Annotated in this window: 23 protein-coding genes; 8 read left to right on the top strand and 15 right to left on the bottom strand. The window is 68.7% G+C overall.

Translation table 11 applies throughout. From position 1 onward, the window contains the following. Positions 1 to 29: 29 nt before the first annotated feature. Positions 30 to 713 (bottom strand): hypothetical protein, encoded by a 684-nt coding sequence (locus tag G6N67_RS27520; protein WP_230021699.1) that lies wholly within the window; start codon positions 711 to 713, stop codon positions 30 to 32. Next, positions 710 to 1,534 carry an AraC family transcriptional regulator gene (locus G6N67_RS27515; protein WP_370466167.1) on the bottom strand — a complete coding sequence of 275 codons (825 nt, stop codon included), beginning with the start codon at positions 1,532 to 1,534 and terminating at the stop codon, positions 710 to 712. Before G6N67_RS27515 ends, G6N67_RS27520 begins: the two co-directional genes overlap by 4 nt. Before the next feature lie 50 nt (positions 1,535 to 1,584). Here G6N67_RS27515 and G6N67_RS27510 point away from each other — a divergent pair, with 50 nt between their 5' ends. Continuing rightward, a complete protein-coding gene (locus G6N67_RS27510) occupies positions 1,585 to 2,016 on the top strand; it encodes a PTH2-like family protein (RefSeq protein WP_110798566.1) in 432 nt (143 codons plus the stop codon). Between the two features lie 6 nt (positions 2,017 to 2,022). On the opposite strand, the gene G6N67_RS27505 is transcribed toward G6N67_RS27510, so the two are convergent. Together G6N67_RS27505 and map are read right to left on the bottom strand one after the other, a co-directional pair. Then, positions 2,023 to 3,507 (bottom strand): cobyric acid synthase, encoded by a 1,485-nt coding sequence (locus G6N67_RS27505; RefSeq protein ID WP_036436859.1) that lies wholly within the window; start codon positions 3,505 to 3,507, stop codon positions 2,023 to 2,025. Positions 3,508 to 3,526: 19 nt separating this feature from the next. After that, entirely contained in the window at positions 3,527 to 4,384 is an 858-nt protein-coding gene (map, locus tag G6N67_RS27500; protein ID WP_036436856.1) for a type I methionyl aminopeptidase, read from the bottom strand. Between the two features lie 97 nt (positions 4,385 to 4,481). On the opposite strand from map, the gene G6N67_RS27495 reads away from it, so the two are divergent. Continuing rightward, positions 4,482 to 4,868, top strand: coding sequence for a PaaI family thioesterase (locus tag G6N67_RS27495; RefSeq protein ID WP_036438378.1), 387 nt, complete (start codon positions 4,482 to 4,484; stop codon positions 4,866 to 4,868). Here G6N67_RS27495 and G6N67_RS27490 read toward each other — a convergent pair. Both G6N67_RS27490 and G6N67_RS27485 read right to left on the bottom strand, forming a co-directional pair. Next, entirely contained in the window at positions 4,865 to 5,452 is a 588-nt protein-coding gene (locus G6N67_RS27490; protein WP_036438376.1) for a DUF1707 SHOCT-like domain-containing protein, read from the bottom strand. The two genes, G6N67_RS27495 and G6N67_RS27490, sit on opposite strands and share 4 nt — an antisense overlap. A 63-nt stretch (positions 5,453 to 5,515) precedes the next feature. After that, on the bottom strand, positions 5,516 to 7,336 hold the full coding sequence (locus G6N67_RS27485; RefSeq protein ID WP_036436854.1) for a penicillin-binding transpeptidase domain-containing protein: 1,821 nt from the start codon (positions 7,334 to 7,336) through the stop codon (positions 5,516 to 5,518). 152 nt (positions 7,337 to 7,488) lie between these two features. Between G6N67_RS27485 and G6N67_RS27480 the strand changes: the two genes are divergently transcribed. Continuing rightward, on the top strand, positions 7,489 to 8,376 hold the full coding sequence (locus G6N67_RS27480; RefSeq protein WP_163642318.1) for an arginase family protein: 888 nt from the start codon (positions 7,489 to 7,491) through the stop codon (positions 8,374 to 8,376). Here G6N67_RS27480 and G6N67_RS27475 read toward each other — a convergent pair. After that, the gene (locus tag G6N67_RS27475; protein WP_036436850.1) at positions 8,365 to 8,985 is read right to left on the bottom strand and encodes a TetR/AcrR family transcriptional regulator; all 621 of its coding nucleotides are present in this window, start codon (positions 8,983 to 8,985) and stop codon (positions 8,365 to 8,367) included. The two genes, G6N67_RS27480 and G6N67_RS27475, sit on opposite strands and share 12 nt — an antisense overlap. Before the next feature lie 74 nt (positions 8,986 to 9,059). On the opposite strand from G6N67_RS27475, the gene G6N67_RS27470 reads away from it, so the two are divergent. Next, complete coding sequence (locus G6N67_RS27470; protein ID WP_036436848.1) at positions 9,060 to 9,602, top strand: peroxiredoxin-like family protein; 543 nt, start codon at positions 9,060 to 9,062, stop codon at positions 9,600 to 9,602. Here G6N67_RS27470 and G6N67_RS27465 read toward each other — a convergent pair. Genes G6N67_RS27465 through sigI form a run of 5 tightly spaced genes read right to left on the bottom strand, consistent with a single transcriptional unit; the run spans position 9,599 to position 14,936 of the window. After that, positions 9,599 to 10,453, bottom strand: a complete 855-nt coding sequence (locus tag G6N67_RS27465; protein ID WP_036436847.1) for a GNAT family N-acetyltransferase — start codon at positions 10,451 to 10,453, stop codon at positions 9,599 to 9,601. The genes G6N67_RS27470 and G6N67_RS27465 overlap by 4 nt on opposite strands. Positions 10,454 to 10,506: 53 nt before the next feature. Then, a complete protein-coding gene (ispG, locus tag G6N67_RS27460) occupies positions 10,507 to 11,640 on the bottom strand; it encodes a flavodoxin-dependent (E)-4-hydroxy-3-methylbut-2-enyl-diphosphate synthase (RefSeq protein WP_036436846.1) in 1,134 nt (377 codons plus the stop codon). Between the two features lie 30 nt (positions 11,641 to 11,670). Further along, positions 11,671 to 12,891 (bottom strand): M50 family metallopeptidase, encoded by a 1,221-nt coding sequence (locus G6N67_RS27455; RefSeq protein ID WP_036436844.1) that lies wholly within the window; start codon positions 12,889 to 12,891, stop codon positions 11,671 to 11,673. After that, a complete protein-coding gene (dxr, locus tag G6N67_RS27450; RefSeq protein WP_036436843.1) occupies positions 12,888 to 14,066 on the bottom strand; it encodes a 1-deoxy-D-xylulose-5-phosphate reductoisomerase in 1,179 nt (392 codons plus the stop codon). The genes G6N67_RS27455 and dxr overlap by 4 nt, the downstream gene beginning before the upstream one ends. Before the next feature lie 33 nt (positions 14,067 to 14,099). After that, positions 14,100 to 14,936, bottom strand: coding sequence for an RNA polymerase sigma factor SigI (sigI, locus tag G6N67_RS27445; RefSeq protein ID WP_036436840.1), 837 nt, complete (start codon positions 14,934 to 14,936; stop codon positions 14,100 to 14,102). Positions 14,937 to 15,017: 81 nt separating this feature from the next. Between sigI and G6N67_RS27440 the strand changes: the two genes are divergently transcribed. Together G6N67_RS27440 and G6N67_RS27435 are read left to right on the top strand one after the other, a co-directional pair. Next, complete coding sequence (locus G6N67_RS27440) at positions 15,018 to 15,860, top strand: NmrA family NAD(P)-binding protein (RefSeq protein ID WP_036436837.1); 843 nt, start codon at positions 15,018 to 15,020, stop codon at positions 15,858 to 15,860. 12 nt (positions 15,861 to 15,872) lie between these two features. Next, complete coding sequence (locus G6N67_RS27435; protein ID WP_036436834.1) at positions 15,873 to 16,325, top strand: nitroreductase family deazaflavin-dependent oxidoreductase; 453 nt, start codon at positions 15,873 to 15,875, stop codon at positions 16,323 to 16,325. Positions 16,326 to 16,397: 72 nt separating this feature from the next. Here G6N67_RS27435 and G6N67_RS27430 read toward each other — a convergent pair whose 3' ends face one another. Both G6N67_RS27430 and G6N67_RS27425 read right to left on the bottom strand, forming a co-directional pair. Next, positions 16,398 to 17,216, bottom strand: a complete 819-nt coding sequence (locus G6N67_RS27430) for a DUF4097 family beta strand repeat-containing protein (RefSeq protein WP_036436831.1) — start codon at positions 17,214 to 17,216, stop codon at positions 16,398 to 16,400. 22 nt (positions 17,217 to 17,238) lie between these two features. After that, on the bottom strand, positions 17,239 to 17,712 hold the full coding sequence (locus tag G6N67_RS27425) for a hypothetical protein (RefSeq protein WP_036436828.1): 474 nt from the start codon (positions 17,710 to 17,712) through the stop codon (positions 17,239 to 17,241). Positions 17,713 to 17,782: 70 nt separating this feature from the next. Here G6N67_RS27425 and G6N67_RS27420 point away from each other — a divergent pair, with 70 nt between their 5' ends. Then, on the top strand, positions 17,783 to 19,105 hold the full coding sequence (locus tag G6N67_RS27420; RefSeq protein ID WP_036438372.1) for a cryptochrome/photolyase family protein: 1,323 nt from the start codon (positions 17,783 to 17,785) through the stop codon (positions 19,103 to 19,105). Between the two features lie 81 nt (positions 19,106 to 19,186). Further along, on the top strand, positions 19,187 to 19,441 hold the full coding sequence (locus G6N67_RS27415; RefSeq protein ID WP_036436827.1) for a DUF2631 domain-containing protein: 255 nt from the start codon (positions 19,187 to 19,189) through the stop codon (positions 19,439 to 19,441). Between the two features lie 47 nt (positions 19,442 to 19,488). Here the strand turns inward: G6N67_RS27415 and G6N67_RS27410 are convergent, their stop codons facing one another. Beyond that, on the bottom strand, positions 19,489 to 20,058 hold the full coding sequence (locus tag G6N67_RS27410) for a hypothetical protein (RefSeq protein WP_131524775.1): 570 nt from the start codon (positions 20,056 to 20,058) through the stop codon (positions 19,489 to 19,491). Positions 20,059 to 20,092: the final 34 nt, after the last annotated feature.

The raw sequence follows: 20,092 nt of genomic DNA, 5'->3' as shown, positions 1-20,092 counted from the left end.
CCGGAATCAATCCGTCTTTGACGCGGACGTCAGCGCGCGGCAATCCGGTCGACCTGCTTGTCGAAGGTGTCCAGAAATGTCTGCGGCAGGGTGCCTTTGACAGTGATCGACGGGTTCTGGGTGGGGAAGGCGATACCGAACACCGACCAGTTGCCGACATTCTCGAACGCGAAGAAGACGCTGTTGTCCTGGCCGTTCAACTTCATGGTCTGCTGGTACACCAAGGTGTCGGGGCGCTCTGACGGCAGGCGCGTGGTGGTGATGGGAATGCCTTCATCGGACGGATCGAAGAACGTCCGGAACTCGGCGCATCGATCGGCGGTGGCGGCCAGCCGGTCGAGGGCCAGCGGCGAGGTGAGCACTGTCATGACCATGCGGGCGCCGTCGTAGGCCGCGACGAACTTGGCCGCACTGCCGGGGCCGCGTTCGGCCGTCTCGGCGATCACCCGGGTGAGCCCGTCGGAACACCCCGCGGGCGAGGACAGCATGGCCGGCGGTGCGCCGGCACCGTCGGGTTTCCCGGGTTCTTCGATGACGCGGTCGTACTGCACGCCTTGAGGAAAGTCGGCCGCGCCGAGCACGACCTTCTCGAGCGTGGCGCCCGGCCACACCGCATTGCCCGCGACCACGTCGGCGCATCCGGTCAACCCGGTGAGCGCGGCAACCAGAACCACGAGCACAGGCCCGAACGCGCTCGTGCGCCGGCTGATCATGACCTCAGGCTACCGAGATTCGTCGCGGGTGCGACGTGAGCGTCGCCGGCATACCGCGCGGGCGTCGTGGCGAGCATCCGTTTGAAGTGTCGGTTGAGATGCGACTGGTCGTGGAATCCGACGGTCGTGGCAACGTCGGCCGGCCGCATCCCGTCCAGCAGCAAACGGCGAGCCAGGTCGATGCGTCGCCCCACCAGATACCGGTGGGGTGGCAGCCCGAACTCCCGGCTGAAGGTGCGCACCAGGTGGGTCGGGTCGGCGTGCAGCATGGCGCCGGCGTCGTCGAGCGTCAGCCCGGTTTCCAGCCGACTGTCGATCAGATCGCGCAGTTGATGTGCCAGCCGCCGGTTGCCCGTCCGCTCGGGCGGCTCGACCGCACCCGCGAGGTGCGCCTGGATGCGCTCGATGACGAACGCCAGCCGGCTTTGCGCTTCGAATTCGTCGCCGGGAGCGAGCGCGTCGTGCAGCGCGGCGATGCGGTCGCGCAGCAGGTTGTCGTCGAGGCTCGGGTGGTCGACGGCCGCTCCGATCCCGGTCAGCATGGCCGGCTCAATGTACAGCACACGCTTGCGGAAGCCGCCGGGCCGGACGCTGCGGCCGTTGTGCGGCACGTGTGGCGGCAGCAGTGTGACGACCGCGCCGGTGGATCCGCGCTCGTGGCCGCCGAGTTCGTAGCCGATGGTGCCGGAATCGACGATGAGCAAGGTCCACGCGTCGTGGGTGTGCTGCGGGTAGGCGTGTGTCAGATACCGCGCGTGGAAGACTTCTCTGATCCCTCGCACGTGCGGGCGCCACGCGGTTGTCTCGGCGGCCGGGGCCACATCAAAAACGTACAAGACGGCCCTGCCGCGCGCCACGCAGTATTGGCGATGTGCAATCCCAGGAAACCCCAGTACGTTTCGATACGAAGATCGCGGTCCTGTTACGCGACGACCTGCAGAGCTGGCAGCGGTTGAACGTGTGCGCATTCTTGGCGAGCGGCATCGCGGCGGCCCATCCGGACACCGTCGGGGAACCTTATGCCGACGCGGACGGTACGACTTACCTCGCAATGTTCGGCCAACCCGTGATGGTCTTCGAGGGCTCGAAAGAGACGCTGCGCGCCGCACATACGCGCGCGATCGGCCGCGGGCTGGCGGTGTCGATCTTCACCGCCGACTTGTTCTCCACGGGCAACGACGGTGACAACACGGCCGCCGTCCGAGCGGTGGGCCGTGACGACCTCGATCTGGTCGGGCTCGCGGTCCATGCCGGGCGCAATGTGGTGGACAAGGTGCTCAAGGGTGCACGCATGCACACGTGAGCACGGTCAGGCCAGCGTCGTCCGCATCGTCGGCCGTGCCGGCGCACCGTGTTCCAGCAGGTCGAGCATCGCGCCGACGTCGAGGTGCGCGGCAAGCAGATCCGCCATCACGTCGAGTTGCGCATCTCGGCGCGCGGTCACGTCGACGTCGTCGGCGACGACGAATCCGGTACGCCCGGCGGCGTGCGCGGCCTCGGCGAGCCAGCCGCGCCGCAGCTCGTCGTTGTCGAGCAGCCCGTGCCAGTGCGTGCCGAACACCGCGGCGCGCCGGATGCCGACGCCGCGCCAGTCCTGCTCGGCGGAGCGAACCACCTGACCATGGTGAATCTCGTAACCTCGCAGCGGAGTTTCCCAGTGCCGCAACGTTTTCTGCGGGTCGAACACGATGTCGGCGTCGAGCAGGCCGAGGCCGTCGACTCCGCCGGATCGCGATTCGACGTCGTCTTCGATGCGTCGGCACAGCATCTGGAACCCGCCGCACACGCCGAGCACGGCACGCCCCCGCGCGGCGTGAGCCGCGATGGCGTCGGCCAGCCCCCGGCCTCGCAACCATGCCAGGTCCGTCACCGTGGCCTTGCTGCCGGGGATGACCACGACATCAGCGTCGGCGATGTCGGCGGCGTCGGTGACCCAGCGCACCAGCACACCCGGTTCGCACGCCAGCGCCTCGACATCGGTCGAATTCGATATCCGGGGCAGCCGGATAGCCGCGACGGTGAGGGTCTCGCGGCCGCGTGGCGGCTGTGGGGTACCCACGACTCCCCCGGGCCGTAGCGACACCGAATCTTCGGTGTCCAGCCAGATTTCGTCGTCGAACGGGATCACACCGTAGGTGGGCCTGCCGGTGAGATCCTGCAGGTGCCGCAGCCCGGGTTCGAGCAGGGCCGGATCGCCGCGGAACTTGTTGACCACGAATCCGGCGATCAGTGCCTGGTCGGCCGGTTCGAGCACCGCCACGGTGCCGTGCAGGTGGGCCAGGAGCCCACCGCGGTCGATGTCGCCGACCACCACGACCGGTAGCCGTGCCGACCGCGCCAAGCCCATGTTCGCCAGATCGGTTGCCCGCAGGTTGATCTCTGCCGGCGACCCGGCTCCCTCACAGATCACGGCGTCGAATTCCGATCTCAGCGAGGCCAATTCCTCGGCGACCACCGTCGCGAGCCGGTCCCGGTGCGTGAAGTAGTCGCCCGCTGCCATGGATCCGGCCACCTGGCCGCGGATCACCAGTTGCGACGTCCGGTCGCCGCCCGGCTTGAGCAGGATCGGGTTGAACCGGACGCTCGGCGCCAGGCCTGCCGCACGTGCCTGCATGGCCTGCGCGCGTCCGATCTCGCCGCCCTCGACGGTGACCGCCGAGTTGTTCGACATGTTCTGCGCCTTGAACGGCGCGACCGAGAGTCCTTTGCGGGTCAGCAGCCGGCACAATCCGGCCACCACCATCGACTTGCCCGCGTCGGACGTGGTGCCCGCGACCAGCAGCGCCCCGCTCATTTTCCGCGCGCGGGGCGGGTCACGGCAGGGTCAGGATGTCGGCGCCGTCCTCGGTGACCACCAGGGTGTGCTCGAACTGCGCGGTCCATTTCTTGTCCTTGGTGACCACGGTCCAGTCGTCGTCCCAGATCTCGTAGTCGAGCGAGCCCAGGTTGATCATCGGCTCGATCGTGAACGTCATCCCGGGTTCGAGCACGGTCTCCACGGCGGGCTGGTCGTAGTGCAGCACCACCAGGCCGTTGTGGAACGTGGTGCCGATGCCGTGACCGGTGAAGTCGCGAACCACGTTGTAGCCGAACCGGTTTGCGTACGACTCGATGACGCGGCCGACCACCGACAGCGCGCGGCCGGGTTTGACGGCCTTGATGGCCCGCATGGTCGCCTCGTGTGTGCGCTCGACGAGCAGGCGGTGTTCCTCGGACACGTCGCCGGCCAGGAACGTCGCGTTGGTGTCGCCGTGCACACCGTCGATGTAGGCCGTGACGTCGATGTTCACGATGTCACCGTCCTCCACCACCGTGGAGTCCGGGATGCCGTGGCAGATGACCTCGTTCAGCGAGGTGCAGCAGGACTTGGGAAAACCTTTGTAGCCCAACGTGGATGGATACGCGCCGTGGTCGATCATGTACTCGTGCGCGATGCGGTCGAGCTCGTCGGTGGTCACGCCGGGCGCGACGGCCTTGCCCGCCTCGGCCAGCGCGGCGGCCGCGATCTGGCCTGCCACACGCATCTTCTCGATGACCTCCGGGGTCTGCACCCAGGGTTCGCTGCCCTCCTGCACTGTGGGCTGCCACGCGTACTCCGGCCGGGGAATCGACTTGGGCACCGACAGGGTCGGCGACAGCACACCAGGGCGAAGAGCGGTACGAACAGGCATGGCTGCAAGGATAGCTACGAGAACGCAATTCTCTGATGACGAGAATGATGCTAACTTGTCAGCCATGCTGAGCGAGTCGGGACCGATGTCGAGGCCGATGCAGACCACGCCCGGCCACCTGCTCGGCCAGATGGGGTTTCGGGACGTGCTGGACACCGACGACGAGCTGATCGTCGAGATGGACAACCGGCCCGATCTGACCAACACCCGTGGCGCGCTGCAGGGCGGCCTGGTGGCGACACTGGTCGACATCGCCGCCGGGCGACTCGCCGGCCGGCACGTGGGGCCGGGCCAGGATGTCACGACGGCCGACATGAACATCCACTACCTGGCACCCATCGTGGCGGGTCCGGCCCGCGCCGTGGCGACCATCGTGCGCGCGGGCCGCCGGTTGATCGTCACGTCTGTCGATGTGGTGGACGCCGGCCGCGACCGGCTCGCGGCGCGCGCGACGTTGAGCTTCGCCGTCCTGGATTCGCGCTAGGCCTTCGGAGAGCGACCGAACCACGACTTGCGCGGCCCGCGGATGCTGACCGAGCCGCACACCACCCGTCCGGTGAGGATCACGTGTGGCGTGCCTTCGGCGGGGGCGTCCCTGCGGTGGTCCTCGGCGCTGCCGACGATGACCTCGACGTCGTCGATGGAGGCACTCGCGCCGTCGGGCAGTCGCAGGTCCAATCCGCCGAACTTCAGGTCGAGTTCCACGATCACCATCGGACCGGCGAACCGGGCCCGGGTCAGGTCGAGATCGACCGAGCCCATGCGCCGCACGAGCGCCAGCCGCGTCGGCACGACCCATTCGCCGTGGCGCTTGAGCGATCCGAGCACGCCGCGCAGTTCGACCCGGTCGGCCGCCGAGGTGACGATGGCACCCGGGCCGGGCAGATCACCCACCAGCACGTCCAGATCGGCGCGCAGCCGCGCGCGCGACACCCGCGCCGACCGCTCCTCGAACTCGTCGATGTCGATCAGGCCAAGGGCGACGGCATTGTGCAGCCGCCGCAATGTGCCATTGCGATCGGCATCCGATATCCGCAGTTCCGGCAGATCCCCGTTGAGTTCCGTCATGGCCATTCCAAATTACGCTGCGCGCCGGCCGGACGCTCCGCCAGTGGGGTGGGCCGTTCAAACCTAGGCCAGGTAGTCGGGCGGCAATCCGTCGAACATGGTCTTGCACATCCGGACCGCGTATTCCGAGCTGCCACCGCCGACGATGAGCGCCGCGAACGCCAGATCGCCGCGGTAGCCGGCGAACCAGGAATGCGATCCCCCGTCGAACTCCGCCTCACCGGTCTTGCCCCGGACGTCGCCGAACCCGTTGAGATCCTTGGCCGTGCCGTTGGTCACCACCAGGCGCATCATGGGCCGCAGACCGTCGAGCATCTTGGGGCTGATGGGTGCACCCGCACCGTCAACCATGGTCTGATGACCCTCGATGAGTTGCGGCACAGGGGTTTTCCCGGCAGCGACGGTCGACGCCACCAGTGCCATGCCGAACGGGCTGACCAGTACCTTGCCCTGCCCGAAACCGTCCTCGGTGCGCTCGGCGAGGCTTACCGTGGGCGGCACCGAACCGGTCACCGTGGGAATTCCCTCGACCTGGTAATCGGTGCCGATGCCGTACTGTGCGGCGGCCTGCGTGAGACCGCGCGGCGGCATCTTGCTGGCGAGCTCGGCGAACGTGGTGTTGCACGAGTTGGCGAACGCCCGCGACATCGGCACGGTCCCGAGGTCGAACGCGTCGTAGTTGGTCACGATCCGGTGCCCGATCTCCAGCGTGCCGGGGCAACCCAGCAGGCTGTTCGGCGTGGCCATGTCGCGCTCGATCGCCGCGCCCGCCGTGACGATCTTGAACGTCGAGCCGGGCGGGAACTGCCCCATGGTGGCCAGTGGTCCGTCGGCGTCGGCGGCCGCGTTCTGCGCGACAGCCAGGATCTCGCCCGTCGACGGCTTGATCGCCACGATCATGGCCTTCTTGCCCGTGGTGTTGACGGCGTTCTGCGCGGCGTTCTGCACGGCCCGGTCGAGGCTGATGGTCACCGACGGTGCGGGCTGACCCGCGACCTCGTTGAGCACGTCGACGTCGACGCCGTTCTGGTTGACGGTGACGACGCGCCAGCCTGCCTCGCCCTCGAGGTCGTCACCGACGGCCTTCTTGACCTCGTTGACGATCGCGGGCGCGAAAGTCGGGTCAGTGGGCAGCATTTCGGCCTGCGGCGTGACGACGACACCGGCCAGGCCGGCGATGGCCGGGGCGACGCGGTCGTGGTCGGCCTGCTGCAGCGTGAGCAGGCTCATCGGCTGGGCCGACGAGCTGGCCTGCTCGGCCAGCAGTTGCGGATCGATTGCCGGGATGAACGGGCGCAGGGCGTCGGCGACGGCGCGGGCGGTCGGCATCAGAGCCGCACCGGCCGCCCTGGCGTCGAGGGCGTAGTGGTAGATCTGGCCGGGCACCAGTACGTCGGTGCCACCGCGTTCGTTGACCGAGGCCCGGCGCGGTGCGTCGGCCCGCAGCGCGAAGGTCTGATGTTCGCCGAGTCGCGGGTGCAGTCCGGTCGCGCTCCAGCGCACTTCCCAGCGACCCTCGTCGCGGACCATGTTCAGCTGGCCGTCGTAGGTCCAGGTGCGGTTCTTGGGCAGGTGCCACGTGTAGCGGTAGGCCACGCTGCCGGTGTCCTGCGAGTACTTCGAGCCCAGGATCTGTGCGTCGAGCCGCGTGGCCTGCAAACCGTTCCACGCTTCGCTCAGCGCGGTCTTGGCGTCGTCCGGGCGGTCCGACAGCTGTGCGGCGGCCGAGGTGTCCCCGGTGGCCAGGGCCGCGAAGAACTTCTCCGCCGCCGGTTCGGGCCCGTCGGGCCTCGGTGTACATGCACTCAGCGCCACCGCCCCGATGACCGCCGCCACGCTGAACAGGCCGACGGTCCGTGTTACTGATGATGTTTGAGTTGCCATTGTGGCTGATGGTAAGAAGCTGCGGGCGGGTTTCGTCGGAGGCGCACCGAGACCGAATCGAGACTGTGCCGAAACCTGCGGGGCCACCGATGGTGTCGCTTCCCTCACCGGGCCGGACAGCCCCGGCCGAGGGCTATCGTGGCGGCAGCGACATGGCCGCAACCGAACTGATCTACGTGCCGTTCAACGCCGCCGGGATACCCACCGGTGTCGCGCGGATGCCTGCGGCCATCCACGCCGCAGGTGTCGAGCACCGGCTCGCGTCGCCGGTCCGGTCCAGCTGGATTCCGGTGACCGGCATGACCACCACACGAGGCGCGTCCGGACTTGTGAACGAGCACGCGCTGGTCGAGATGGTGGCCGCCGGCGCCGCCGCCGTGCGTTCGGCATGGCAGAACCGAGCCACGCCCATCGTCGTCGCGGGCGATTGCCCCGTCCTGCTGGCTCCGCTCATCGCCGCGGCCGCCGACGGCGGAGCAGGCCTGGTCTTCCTCGACGGCCACGAAGACGCATGGGATCCGCACCTAACGCCCACAGGGGAGGCCTCTGATTGCGAAATCGGGCTGGCCCTTGGACTTTTCAGCGGACCGTCGGCACTCGACGCCAGTCTGCCATGCCTGCGGCCAGAGCATGTCGCCGTCCTTGGACCTCGCGATCATGCCGAGCTCGCCGAGGCCGGTCAGCCGAGTGTGCACGACCGGGTCGCGACCTACCGCAGTTGCGCCACGCTCGCCGCCTCGACAGCGTCCGAAATCGCCGAGTTGGTGACCGCCGGCGCCGCGGCCGCTGACGCCGGCTGGTGGCTCCACGTCGACCTCGACGTGCTCGACACCGCTTCGCTGCCCGCAGTCGACTACCCGCAGCCGGGCGGGCTGACCTGGACACAACTCGAAGAGTTCGCCGCATCGTGCCTGAGCGTGTCCGGCTGCCTGGGCGCCAGCGTCGTGATCTACAACCCCGATCTCGACGACGGGCGAAGCGCAGGCCGGATCGCCGACTTCATTGCGTTCCTCGCCGACCGGCTGGCTTCACCGGGATGACGCGGGATCCAGGCCACGCACCAGGATGTCGAGGCCGCGGCGGAACTCTTCCTGCGGGCAGATGCCGGCCGCCTGTGCAGCGGTCTGCGACAGCAGCGGAAACTGTGCGGCGGGAAGCTGGGCGAGCACCTCGGTACCCGGGCCGGTCAGCGCGCCGAAATTCTCCACCTGAAGTGCGCCCAGGACATAGGCCAGCACCGCACGGAACGCGTACACGCGCCGCTTGCCGGTGTAGCCCCAGTCGGTGAGCGCGGCCAGGACCGCCTCCCCCCACCGCAGCGACGCCGGCGAGCGATGGCGATGGGTCAGCACGAGCGGCACGACCGACGGATGGCCGGCCGCGGCGTCCCGCACGCGCTCGGCGAGCACGGTCACCCGGCGCGACGGCGATGCGCGCGGCACATCCAGATCCACTTCGGCCAGAACGAGATCCACCACCATCACCTCGAGCTCGTCCCGGTCGGCGACGTATCGGTACAGCGACATGGTGCCCATGCCCAGCTCGCGCGCCACTGCGCGCATCGACAACGCGGCAAGACCGTCTGCGTCGATGACGGCGAGTGCGGCGGTGGCGATCTGCTCCGGGCGCAGTGAACGTGGTCGCGGCATGGCGATTGACAGCGTACAGCGTATCGCTATAGCGTCGCCCGTAAGCGTACATCGCACGCTAACTAGGAGTAGCCATGCCCCGGCCCAGCATCACCACGATCCCTCGCTACGAATTCGTCAGCGTCACAGGCGAACATATCCCGGTTCCGGACGAGCACCGCCTGGTGCACCTGCAGTTCCGCCGGTTCGCCGGGTGCCCGATCTGCAATCTGCATCTGCGATCGTTCGCGGCCCGGCACGACGAGATCAGCGCCGCAGGTATCCGGGAGGTGGCGTTCTTCCACTCCCCCGCCGACGAACTCCGCACGCATACGTCCGACCTGCCGTTCGCGACGATCGCAGACCCGAACAGGCGGTACTACAAGGAATTCGGGGTCGAGTCGACACCCCGCGCGCTGCTCGACCCGCGGGCCTGGCCGACGATCGTGCGAGGTGTCGCGGCGACCGCCACCGGACGGTTCCGCGCGCCGGCCGCCAGACCGCACGGCGGCCGCCTCGGACTGCCCGCCGACTTCCTGATCGACGCCGGCGGAACCGTCGTCGCCGCGAAGTACGGTGAGCACGCCGACGACCAGTGGTCGGTCGACGAGCTACTGGAGCTCGTGCGCCGGGTCTAATCCAGCAGGATCGTCGCGAACGTACCGATCTGTTCGAAGCCGATGCGGTCGTAGGTCGCCCGCGCGACGGTGTTGTAGTCGTTGACGTAGAGGCTGGCCATGCGGCCACCGCCGACGACCGCGGCCGCCAGCGCGGCAGTGCCCGCCGTGCCCAGCCCGTGGCCGCGCCAGTCCGGGTGCACCCAGACCCCTTGGATCTGGCCGACGGCCGGCGACTGCGAACCCACCTCGGCCTTGAACACGACCTCACCGCGTTCGAACCGGGCCCAGGCCCGTCCCGCGGCGATCAATCCCGCGATGCGGCGACGGTACCCGCGGCCACCGTCGCCCAGCCGGGGGTCGACGCCGACCTCGCCGATGAACATGTCGATGGCCGCCACCAGATAAGTGTCGAGTTCCTCTATGCGCACGGGCCGCACCGCGGGGTCGACGGCGCACTGCGGCATCGAGTTCAAGACCATCAACGGTTGCTGCTCACGCACGTCACGGGCCGGGCCCCACACCGTCTCAAGCCGCTGCCACATCGGCATGACCAGACCCGCGTGGCCGACCAGCGACGAGCAGCGCCGTGCGGTGCTCATGGCCTTGTCGGAGAACGCTTTCAGATCGTCGAGGTCACCGCGCAGCGGGATCAGGTTGGGACCGGCGTAGCACAGGGACTCACCGACACCGCGGCGTGTCCAGAGTTCCCCACCGATCGCGGCGGGATCGACGCCGTGGTCGGCGACCCGGGAGGACACCATGCACGACCCGACGGGATCCTCGTCGAGCACTCGCAGCACCGAGGTGGCGTCGCGCACCACGGAGACCCGTCGCTCGTCGACGAGACGGAATAGTGGTGGAGCCGACATCCAGACTCTCTCTGCTGACCCGAAGGGTGGTGACCCCGCTCACAGGGCCATGTTCAGCTTACGGTCACCACCGGCGAACCGCTCGCATCACTTGGTCCCTGTTGTTCGGCGAGCCGCATGGCCTCTTCGATCAACGTTTCGACGATCTGCGCCTCGGGCACGGTCTTGATGACCTCGCCCTTGACGAAGATCTGGCCCTTGCCGTTTCCGGATGCCACCCCGAGGTCGGCTTCGCGCGCCTCACCGGGCCCGTTGACCACACAGCCCATGACCGCGACCCGCAGCGGCACGTCGAGCCCGTCGAGACCGGCCGTCACCGCGTTGGCCAGGGTGTAGACGTCGACCTGCGCGCGCCCGCACGACGGGCACGACACGATCTCCAAACCGCGCGGCCGCAGGTTCAGCGACTCCAGGATCTGGTTGCCGACCTTGACCTCCTCGGCCGGCGGCGCCGACAGCGACACCCGGATGGTGTCTCCGATGCCCTTGGACAGCAGCGCACCGAACGCCACGGCGGACTTGATGGTGCCCTGGAATGCCGGGCCTGCCTCGGTGACGCCGAGGTGCAGCGGATAGTCACACTGCGCGGCGAGCTGCTCGTAGGCCGCCACCATGATGACGGGGTCGCTGTGCTTGACGCTGATCTTGATGTCGCCGAAGCCGTGTTCCTCGAACAACGAGGCCTCCCACAGCGCCGACTCGACCAGGGCCTCGGGCGTGGCCTTGCCGTACTTCTCCATGAACCGCTTGTCCAGGGAGCCGGCGTTGACCCCGATGCGGATCGGGATGCCCGCGGCGCCCGCGGCCTTGGCGACTTCCTTGACCCGGCCGTCGAACTCCTTGATGTTGCCCGGGTTGACGCGCACCGCGGCGCATCCGGCGTCGATCGCAGCGAAGATGTACTTGGGCTGGAAATGGATGTCGGCGATCACCGGGATCTGGCTGTGCCGCGCGATCTCCGGCAGTGCGTCGGCGTCCTCCTGGCGCGGGCACGCCACCCGGACGATGTCGCAGCCCGACGCCGTCAACTCGGCGATCTGCTGCAGCGTCGAGTTGACGTCGTGCGTTTTGGTCGTGCACATCGACTGCACGGCGATCGGGTGTTCACTGCCGATACCCACGCCGCCGACCATGAGCTGACGGGTCTTGCGCCGGGGCGCCAGCGTAGGCGCGGGGGGCGCAGGCATACCCAGACCGATGGACGTCACGGAGTTCTCCTATTGGAAGATGCTGAGCGGGTTGACCAGGTCTGCGGTCACGGTCAGCAGCATGTAACCGACCACGACCACCAACACCACATACGTGGCGGGCATAAGTTTGAGGTAGTTGACCGGCCCGGCGGCCACTTTGCCGCGGGCCGCCCGAATCATATTTCGGACCTTCTCGTAGGTGGCCACGGCGATATGGCCGCCGTCGAACGGCAGCAGCGGCACCAGGTTCACCGCGCCCAGCACGAAGTTCAGCTGGGCCAGGAAGAACCAGAACGCCACCCACAGCCCGGCCTCGACCGTCTCGCCGCCGATGATGCTGGCACCCACGACGCTGATCGGGGTTTCCTTGTCGCGTTCGCCGCCGCCGATGGCCTCCACCAGGGCACCGATCTTGGTCGGGATCTTCGCGAGCGACTTGCCGAGCTGGACCGCGAGGTCACCGGTGAACGTGAAGGTCGCGGGCACCGCGGTGAGCACGTTGTATTGCGCGGGCGGTTCGACGGCAGGCGCGCTCACCCCGATCGCACCGACGGTGGTGGGTTCCTTGGCCTCGGTGCTGGTGAACCGCTGCGTCTGGGCCACGTCGACGACGACGTTGATGGTGCGGCCATCGCGTTTGAGCTCGATGGGCACCGGGCCGTCGAGCTTGCGGATGGCGGCCGCCATCGACGAGAAGTCGGAGACCTTGGTGTCGCCGACCTTCACGATCTCGTCGCCTGCCTGGATGCCGGCAAGTGCGGCCGGGCCCGGGCCCGTGCAGTCACCCATCTTGTCGAGGCTGAGTTGTGGTGCAACGCAACCGGTCTCACCAACAATGGCGGTGGTCGGCTGGTTGATGTTGGGCAAGCCCCACGTCACCGCGATGCCGTAGATGAGCACCAGGCCGATGATGAAGTTCATCGCGGGGCCGGCGAACAGCACCGCGACGCGCTTCCACACCTTCTGCCGGTACATCGCGTAGGGACGGTCCTCGGCCGCGATCTCATCGACCGAGGTCATGCCCGCGATGTCGCAGAAGCCGCCGAGCGGGATGGCCTTGATGCCGTACTCGGTCTCCCCGAGCCGGTTGGGCCGTCGCGTCGACCACAGGGTGGGACCGAAGCCGACGAAGTAGCGGCGCACCTTCATGCCCGTGGCACGCGCCACCCACATGTGACCGCATTCGTGCAGCGCCACTGATACCAGGATGGCCAGCGCGAACAGCACGATGCCGATTGCGAACATCATCTAGAAACGAGCCCTTTTTTAGTGGTCTTCTGCTCGACGATGTGCTGGGCCTGTTCCCTGGCCCAGCGCTGCGCGTCGAGTACGTCTTCCACGGTAGCGGGTTCGGCGGCCCACCGGTCTGCAGCGTGCAACACGTCACCGACCGTTTCCACGATCGCCGGGAAACCGATGCGGCCGTCCAGGAAGGCCTCGGCGGCCTCTTCGTTTGCCGCGTTGTAGACCGCGGTCAGGCAACCGCCGCGCTTACCGGCATGGCGCGCGAGGTCCACCGCGGGGAACACCTCGTTGTCCAGCGGGAGAAATTCCCAGGTCGAGGCGGTGGTGAAGTCGCATGCCGCGGCGGCGCCCGGAACTCGGGCGGGCCAGCCCAGTGCGAGCGCGATCGGCAGCTTCATGTCGGGCGGGCTGGCCTGGGCCAGGGTCGAGCCGTCGGTGAACGTGGCCATCGAATGCACGATCGACTGCGGATGCACGACGACCTCGATGCGGTCGTAGTCGATCCCGAACAACAGGTGGGTTTCGATGAGCTCGAGTCCCTTGTTGACCAGGGTCGCCGAGTTCAGCGTGTTCATCGGGCCCATCGACCAGGTCGGATGCTTACCGGCCTGCTCCGGGGTGACCGACTGCAGGTCGTCGGACGACCAACCCAAGAACGGCCCACCCGACGCAGTGAGCACGATCTTGTCGACCTCGTCGGCCGTGCCGCCGCGTAGGCACTGCGCCATCGCCGAGTGTTCGGAGTCGACCGGCACGATCTGACCCGGTGCCGCGGCCTTGAGGACCAGCGGCCCGCCGGCCACCAGCGACTCCTTGTTGGCCAGCGCCAGCCGGGCTCCCGAGGCCAGCGCGGCCAGGGTGGGTTGCAGGCCGAGCGCCCCGACCAGGGCGTTGAGAACCACGTCGGCCTCGGTGTCCTCGACCAGCCGAGTGACCGCGTCCGGCCCGGCATACCTGACGTCTCCGACCCGCTCGGCGGCTGCCGGGTCGGCGACCGCGATCGCGCTGACGCCGGTTTGGGCCCGTTGAGCGGCCAGCAGGTCGGGATTGCCGCCGCCGGCAGCCAGGCCGACCACCTCGAAGCGATCGGGATTGGCGGCGATCACCTCCAACGCCTGGGTGCCGATCGAACCCGTGCTACCGAGGATCAGCACGCGCTGTCGCGGGGTATCGCTCACCGCTCCATTGTGCCGCGCACCGACCGGCCTTCCCTAATGTGCCCGGGCCGTCGGGTCGGCGGTCGCTTCGATCTTGACGACCAGCCCGTCCCGAATGGTCAGCACGACGACCGCGAACAGCCTGCGCCGGTCGAAGGCCAGCAGCACGGGCTCGGCCGCGCACACCACGGTCGCCCCCGGGCCGAGGTAGCGCAGCAGGTTGGTCGCGACGTCGTGGCGGCCGTGGTGGACCTGACGCAGGGCCGAATCGGTGAGCACGGTGCCGACGCCCCACACGCTCGGATCGAGCACCGCCGCGAGGGCTTGCAGATCCCCGTTGGCGCACGCGGTGATGAACGCGTCGGTGACCTTGCGGTGCTCGCCGGGACTGACCTCATTGAGCCGAGGCGCCGCCGCGGCCACCTTCGTCCGGGCCCTGCGCGCCAGTTGACGGCATGTCCCGACGGGTCGCCCCACGGTTTCGGCGATGTCGTCGAACGGGATGCGGAAGATGTCGTGCAGCACGAACGCGACGCGTTCACCCGGGCTGAGCCGGGTCAGCACGGTCAGCACCGCCGCGGCGACCTGGTCGTCGAGCGTCACGCGATCGGCCGGGTCGGAGCCGACGGCCGCGGTGGTGTCCACCGCGGCCGAGCCGTCGGGGCGTTCCAACCGGCTCCGCGCGGACCGCAGGCTGTCCAGGCACAGCCGGCCCGCCACCACGGTGAGCCAGGCCCGGATGTCGTCGATTCGCTCGGAGTCGGTGCGGGACAGCCGCAGGAACGCCTCCTGCGCGATGTCCTCGGCGTCACCGATGTCGCCGAGCATCTGGTAGGCGAGATTCACCAGGTACGGGTGGTGGTCTCGCCAGGCTGTCTCGATGCCGTTCATGTGGTTACGACGAATCCGGCGCCGGGAAAGTTACCGACGCGCACCGGTAACTTTTCGGACGCCCTCCCCGTCCTTGATCGCATGAACACAATTCTCGTCACGGGCGCCACCGGAAATGTCGGCCGCCCGCTCATCACCGAACTCGTCCGCGCCGGAGCCCGCGTGCGCGCGGTCACCCGCACTCCCGAGACCGCGGGGTTTCCGCCCGGCGTCGAGCCGGTCCGATCCGCGGCCGACGGCGTCGCGGGCGCCTCGGCGGTCTTCCTCAACTCACGGGCACTGGGCCAGGAGCTGGCCGCGACGGTCGAACTGGCCCGCGCCGCGGGGGTTGGACGCCTTGTCGCACTGTCGGCGATCAACGCCGATGACGACGATTCCCGGCAACCGTCACGCGTGCGCGGGGACCGCAACCGCGAAGTCGAGCAGCTGGCCGTGGCTTCCGGCCTGGAGTGGGTGAGCCTGCGGCCCACGGTCTTCGCCTCCAACTTCGCCGGCATGTGGTCGGCCCAGATCCGGGCAGGTGATGTGGTGAGCGGTCCGTATGCGAATGCGTCGACCGCGGTGATCGCCGATGCCGACATCTCCGCCGTGGCGGCGGTCGCGTTGCTGACGGACGACCTTGTGGGACAGCGCATCCCACTGACCGGGCCGCAGGCACTGACCAACACCGAACTGGTCGCCACGCTCGGGCGGGTGTTGGGCCGGCCGCTGCACTACCGCGAGGTGCCCACCGATGTCGTGCGGCAACGATTCGTCGACCTGGGCTTCGGCGCGGAGTTCGCCGACGCGTACATGGGCCTGCTGGCCGACACCGTCGACCGGCCCGCGCTGGTGACCCACGAGGTCGACAAGATTCTCGGCAGGCCCGCCACGTCGTTCGCCGACTGGGCTGCCGAGCACCGCGGTCACTTCACGAAAGACTGAGGAGGACAAGACATGTCAGGACAGCAGACCGAGCCTCGCCCACCCCGCTGGCTCAAGCCGATGAACAAGGTGATGATGGCCGTGCAGCGCCTGGGCGTCCCGACCGGGCCCGCCATGGTGCTCACGGTGCCGGGGCGGAAATCCGGGGTGCCCCGCAGCACGCCCATGACGCCGTTCGATCACGACGGCGGCCTCTACACGGTCGCGGGGTATCCCGGCTCGGACTGGGCGGCCAATGCCCGCGCCGCCGGGGCCGGGACGCTGACGCGAGGCCGGCGGTCCCGCCCCGTGAAGATCGTCGAACTCACACCCGACGAGTCGCGCCCGGTTTTGCGCGCGTTCGCGGTCAAGGTGCCCGTCGGCGTCGGCTTCGCCAAGCGCAGCGGCCTGGTCGTCGACGGCACACCCGACGAATTCGAGGCACTGGCAGGGCGTTTGACGGTGTTCCGGTTCGACCCGGCCTAAGCCGTCGGTCGTGTGCCGCTTACGCCGAGGATCGCAGTCACCATGTGGCTGCGATCCTCGGCACAGCGTTGACTAGGCCGTCGGCCCCGTGACCACCGGTCCGATGGCGCGGCGGATCGAGATGTCCCCCGAGCCGGTGCGGGCGTGCACGACGAAGGTCTCGTCACCGACGGCCGGGCCGTCCGAGGACTGCAATCCGTTGTCGACCGTGCCGGAATGGGTCTTGAGCTCCAGTCGCGCCGCGGTGCCTTCCGGAACGCCGACTTCGACTTCGCCGCTTCCGGTCTGCGCGTGCAAGGCGCCGGTGACGGCGGCGGCGACCGTGACCGAACCCGACGCGGCCTGGTGTTTGACGTGCCCGCGCAAGGTGCCGATGGTGAGGTTGCCGCTGGCGGCCTGGAACTTCACGTCCCCCTCGATCCTATCGATCGCGGCGTCGCCGGATGCCGTGGCGATCCGCGCGTTCCCCGCGACATCTCCGGCCGCGATATCACCGGATGCGGTGTCCGCCTTGAGATTCCCGGTGACCGTCGCCACGCGGACCGAACCACTTGCCGACGCGAAGCGGCAATCCGAGTAGACACCGTCGGCGTCGACGTCGGCCGATGCCGACGAGAGATCGAGCCGCGAACCCGTCGGCAGGGCGATGTCGACGCGTACCGCTCCCCCGCGGCCCAACGACAGAACCTTCCTGCCTGCGGTCACGACGAGGGTGCCGTTGTGGTAGTCGACGCGGGTCTGCTCGGCCGCGCGTACGTCGGAGGCGCGCTCGGGGTCGCGCGGCCTGACGTCGACGACCGTGTCGTCACGGTCGGTGGCGGTCAGGCGCACCGCGCCGGCCACGACCTCGACGACGGCCGTAATGGGTTCGGGTGTGTGAAATGTGGTCATCGATCATCTCCTGTCGTTCGGTTCAGCGGACCCAGCCGCTGAAGGTCTTGTCACCGGTACGGCTTTGGCGCCCGGCGCCGCCGAGCGCCGCGGCGGCCGCGCGCACGAGCCAGGCGTTCACGGACACGCCCTCGCGGCGCGCCGCCCCTTCGACACCAGGGCGCAGGCTCTCGGGGAGCCGTAGCGATACACGCCAGGTGCCGCCACCGTCGTCCTCCACCGGATCCACAACCGGCGCCACGGGCACATCGGCCTCGGCGGGTTCGACCGTGAACTCGGGGTCGCGGCCGTTGAGACGGACGTGGACGGATCCGGGGGCGATGTCCCGAGTGATCTGCTCGGCCGCCTCCGACAGGGCTTCCAGCAGCGTCAGGCGCAAAGCCGATTCCAGCGGCGCGGTGAGCCGCTGGGCCAGCGCCTCCGCCTCGGCGCCGCCCGCGGCGGCGGCCACTCCGAGTTCGTGGCGGACGGCGTCTACATACGGCTGCAAGTCCATGGTGTCATGATGACATCATTATGACGTCATCGCAAGCGTCAGTTTGATGCGCGGCAGTAACATGGCCGGCATGCCCACGGTGCTGTGGTTTCGGCGAGATCTGCGATTGGCGGACCACCCCGCCCTGCTGGACGCCGCGCAGCACGACGGCGACGTGCTGGCCTGCTACGTGCTCGATCCGCGGCTCGCCGCGTCGGGCGCCCGCCGGTTGCACTACCTCCACCGGGCGTTGCACACCTTGCGGGACAACCTCGGCGGCAACCTGCTGGTGGTCGAGGGAAGGCCCGAGCAGCAGATACCCGCCGTGGCCGAAGCCGTCGGCGCGGCGTCGGTGCACGTCTCGCACGACCACACGCCGTTCGGGCGCCGACGCGACGACGCCGTGCGGGCCGCGCTCGGCGGCGTGCCTTTGTGCGCCACGGGATCTCCGTATCTGGTGTCACCGGGCCGGGTCACCAAGAACGACGGCACGCCGTACCAGGTCTTCACGCCCTATTTCCGGGCCTGGTGCCAACACGGCTGGCGCGCGCCCGCAGGCACCAGCGCCCGGTCGGCCTCGTGGATCGCGCCGTCGAAGTCCCTCGGCCACATCGAAATACCGCACGCTCCGGATGTCGGCATCGCCGCCGGAGAACAGGCGGCACACGCACAGTGGCGGCGTTTCGTCGAGACATCGCTGCCCGCGTACGCCGACGACCGCGACCGGCCCGACCGGGACACCACCAGCCACATGTCCGCACACCTGAAGTTCGGTGCCATCCACCCCCGGACCATGGTGCTCGACCTACAGGGAGGTGCCGGGGCCGACGCGTATCTACGGCAGCTCGCCTTCCGCGACTTCTATGCCGCGGTGCTGCAGCACTGGCCGGACAGCGCCTGGCACAACTGGAACCGCGACTTCGACGCCATCGAAGTCGACGACGACGCCGAGGCACGCACGTTGTTCGACGCCTGGAAGGCGGGCCGGACCGGGTTCCCGATCGTGGACGCGGGCATGCGCCAGCTCGCCCAGACCGGATTCATGCACAACAGGGTGCGGATGATCGCGGCGTCGTTTCTGGTGAAGGATCTGCACCTGCCCTGGCAGTGGGGCGCGCGCTGGTTCCTGGACCAGCTGGTGGACGCAGACGTGGCCAACAACCAGCACGGTTGGCAGTGGGCGGCAGGCTGCGGCACAGACGCCGCGCCGTACTTTCGCGTGTTCAATCCGACGCTGCAGGGCGCGAAATTCGATCCGGAGGGCGACTACGTGCGGCGGTGGGTTCCGGAGCTGGCCGATGTCGACGACGTGCACGATCCGGGCCTGCCGCGTCCCGAGCACTACCCCGAACCCATCGTCGACCATGCGACCGAACGGCTCGAAGCGCTGCGCCGGTACGGCCGGCTCGCCTGACCCGAGACGGCTGCATACGACGCAATGTCGTATGTCAGAATGTGGGCAGCCCGAAGCCAGCCTGATTACGAGGAGCAACCCGTGGCAAGCACCGAGGTGGACCGCAACAACGGCGTCGACGTCGAGGACGTGCCGTCCGCTGCCTGGGGTTGGTCCAAGGAGAACATCAAGGTCATCCACATCGGCGGCCTGTTGTCGGCGGCCTTCCTGCTGATCATGATGCGCGGCAACCACGTCGGCCACGTCGAGGATTGGACGCTGATCGCTTTCGCGGCCATCATCGTGGCACTCGTGGTACGCGACTGGTGGCTGCGCCGTCGCGGCTGGATCCGGTAGACAGCGACATTCAGCACCCCGCCGGGCGGATCAGACGCTCGGCTGTGTCACCACACCGGCACCAGGTCGCTGTCCAGCGCACCGGCTGCCGTTCCGCACCGGAACACCGTCTCCGGCACGTCCGCCCCGGCCATCGGCAATCCCGCTGCGGCAAGGGCATGGGCCTTGAATGCCCGGGCGGCCGTGCTCGGACGGTATCGCGTCGGGTACAACTGACTGCTCAACGACCGGGGACATGCCAGGCCCCAGAACGCGATGCCCCCGGAGCCTGCGTGCAGCGCGTCGAGCCCCCGACTCCGCACGGCCCCATCGGATTCGAACCGGTCCGTCGCGACGACGGTCAACGCCACGCGTTCGGCGTCACCGGGCCCGGATCCCCATACGCCGCTCAGCTCAACGACTTTCGCGCCGAGAATCCGCAACGCGCGGTCGTCGCCCCGATCGGTCAACGCGACACCGACGCCCCAGCCGGCCATGCGCCGGTCGAAGAGCCAACCCCCGAGTCCGGATACCACGGCCGCAGTGGTGGACGCCACGACGTTCAGTTCGTAGCACAGCACCGCCTCGGAGCGCGGCCGGACGAAGGACACGGTGCTGGGGGCAGGCTGAGGAGACATACGGGTCCAATCCAATTCACGGGGCGTTGATTCG

The organism is Mycolicibacterium mageritense, from assembly GCF_010727475.1.
Lineage (GTDB): Bacteria > Actinomycetota > Actinomycetes > Mycobacteriales > Mycobacteriaceae > Mycobacterium > Mycobacterium mageritense.
Note: the sequence above shows the minus strand (reverse complement) of the source record. Positions and strands in the feature narration are given on the sequence as shown.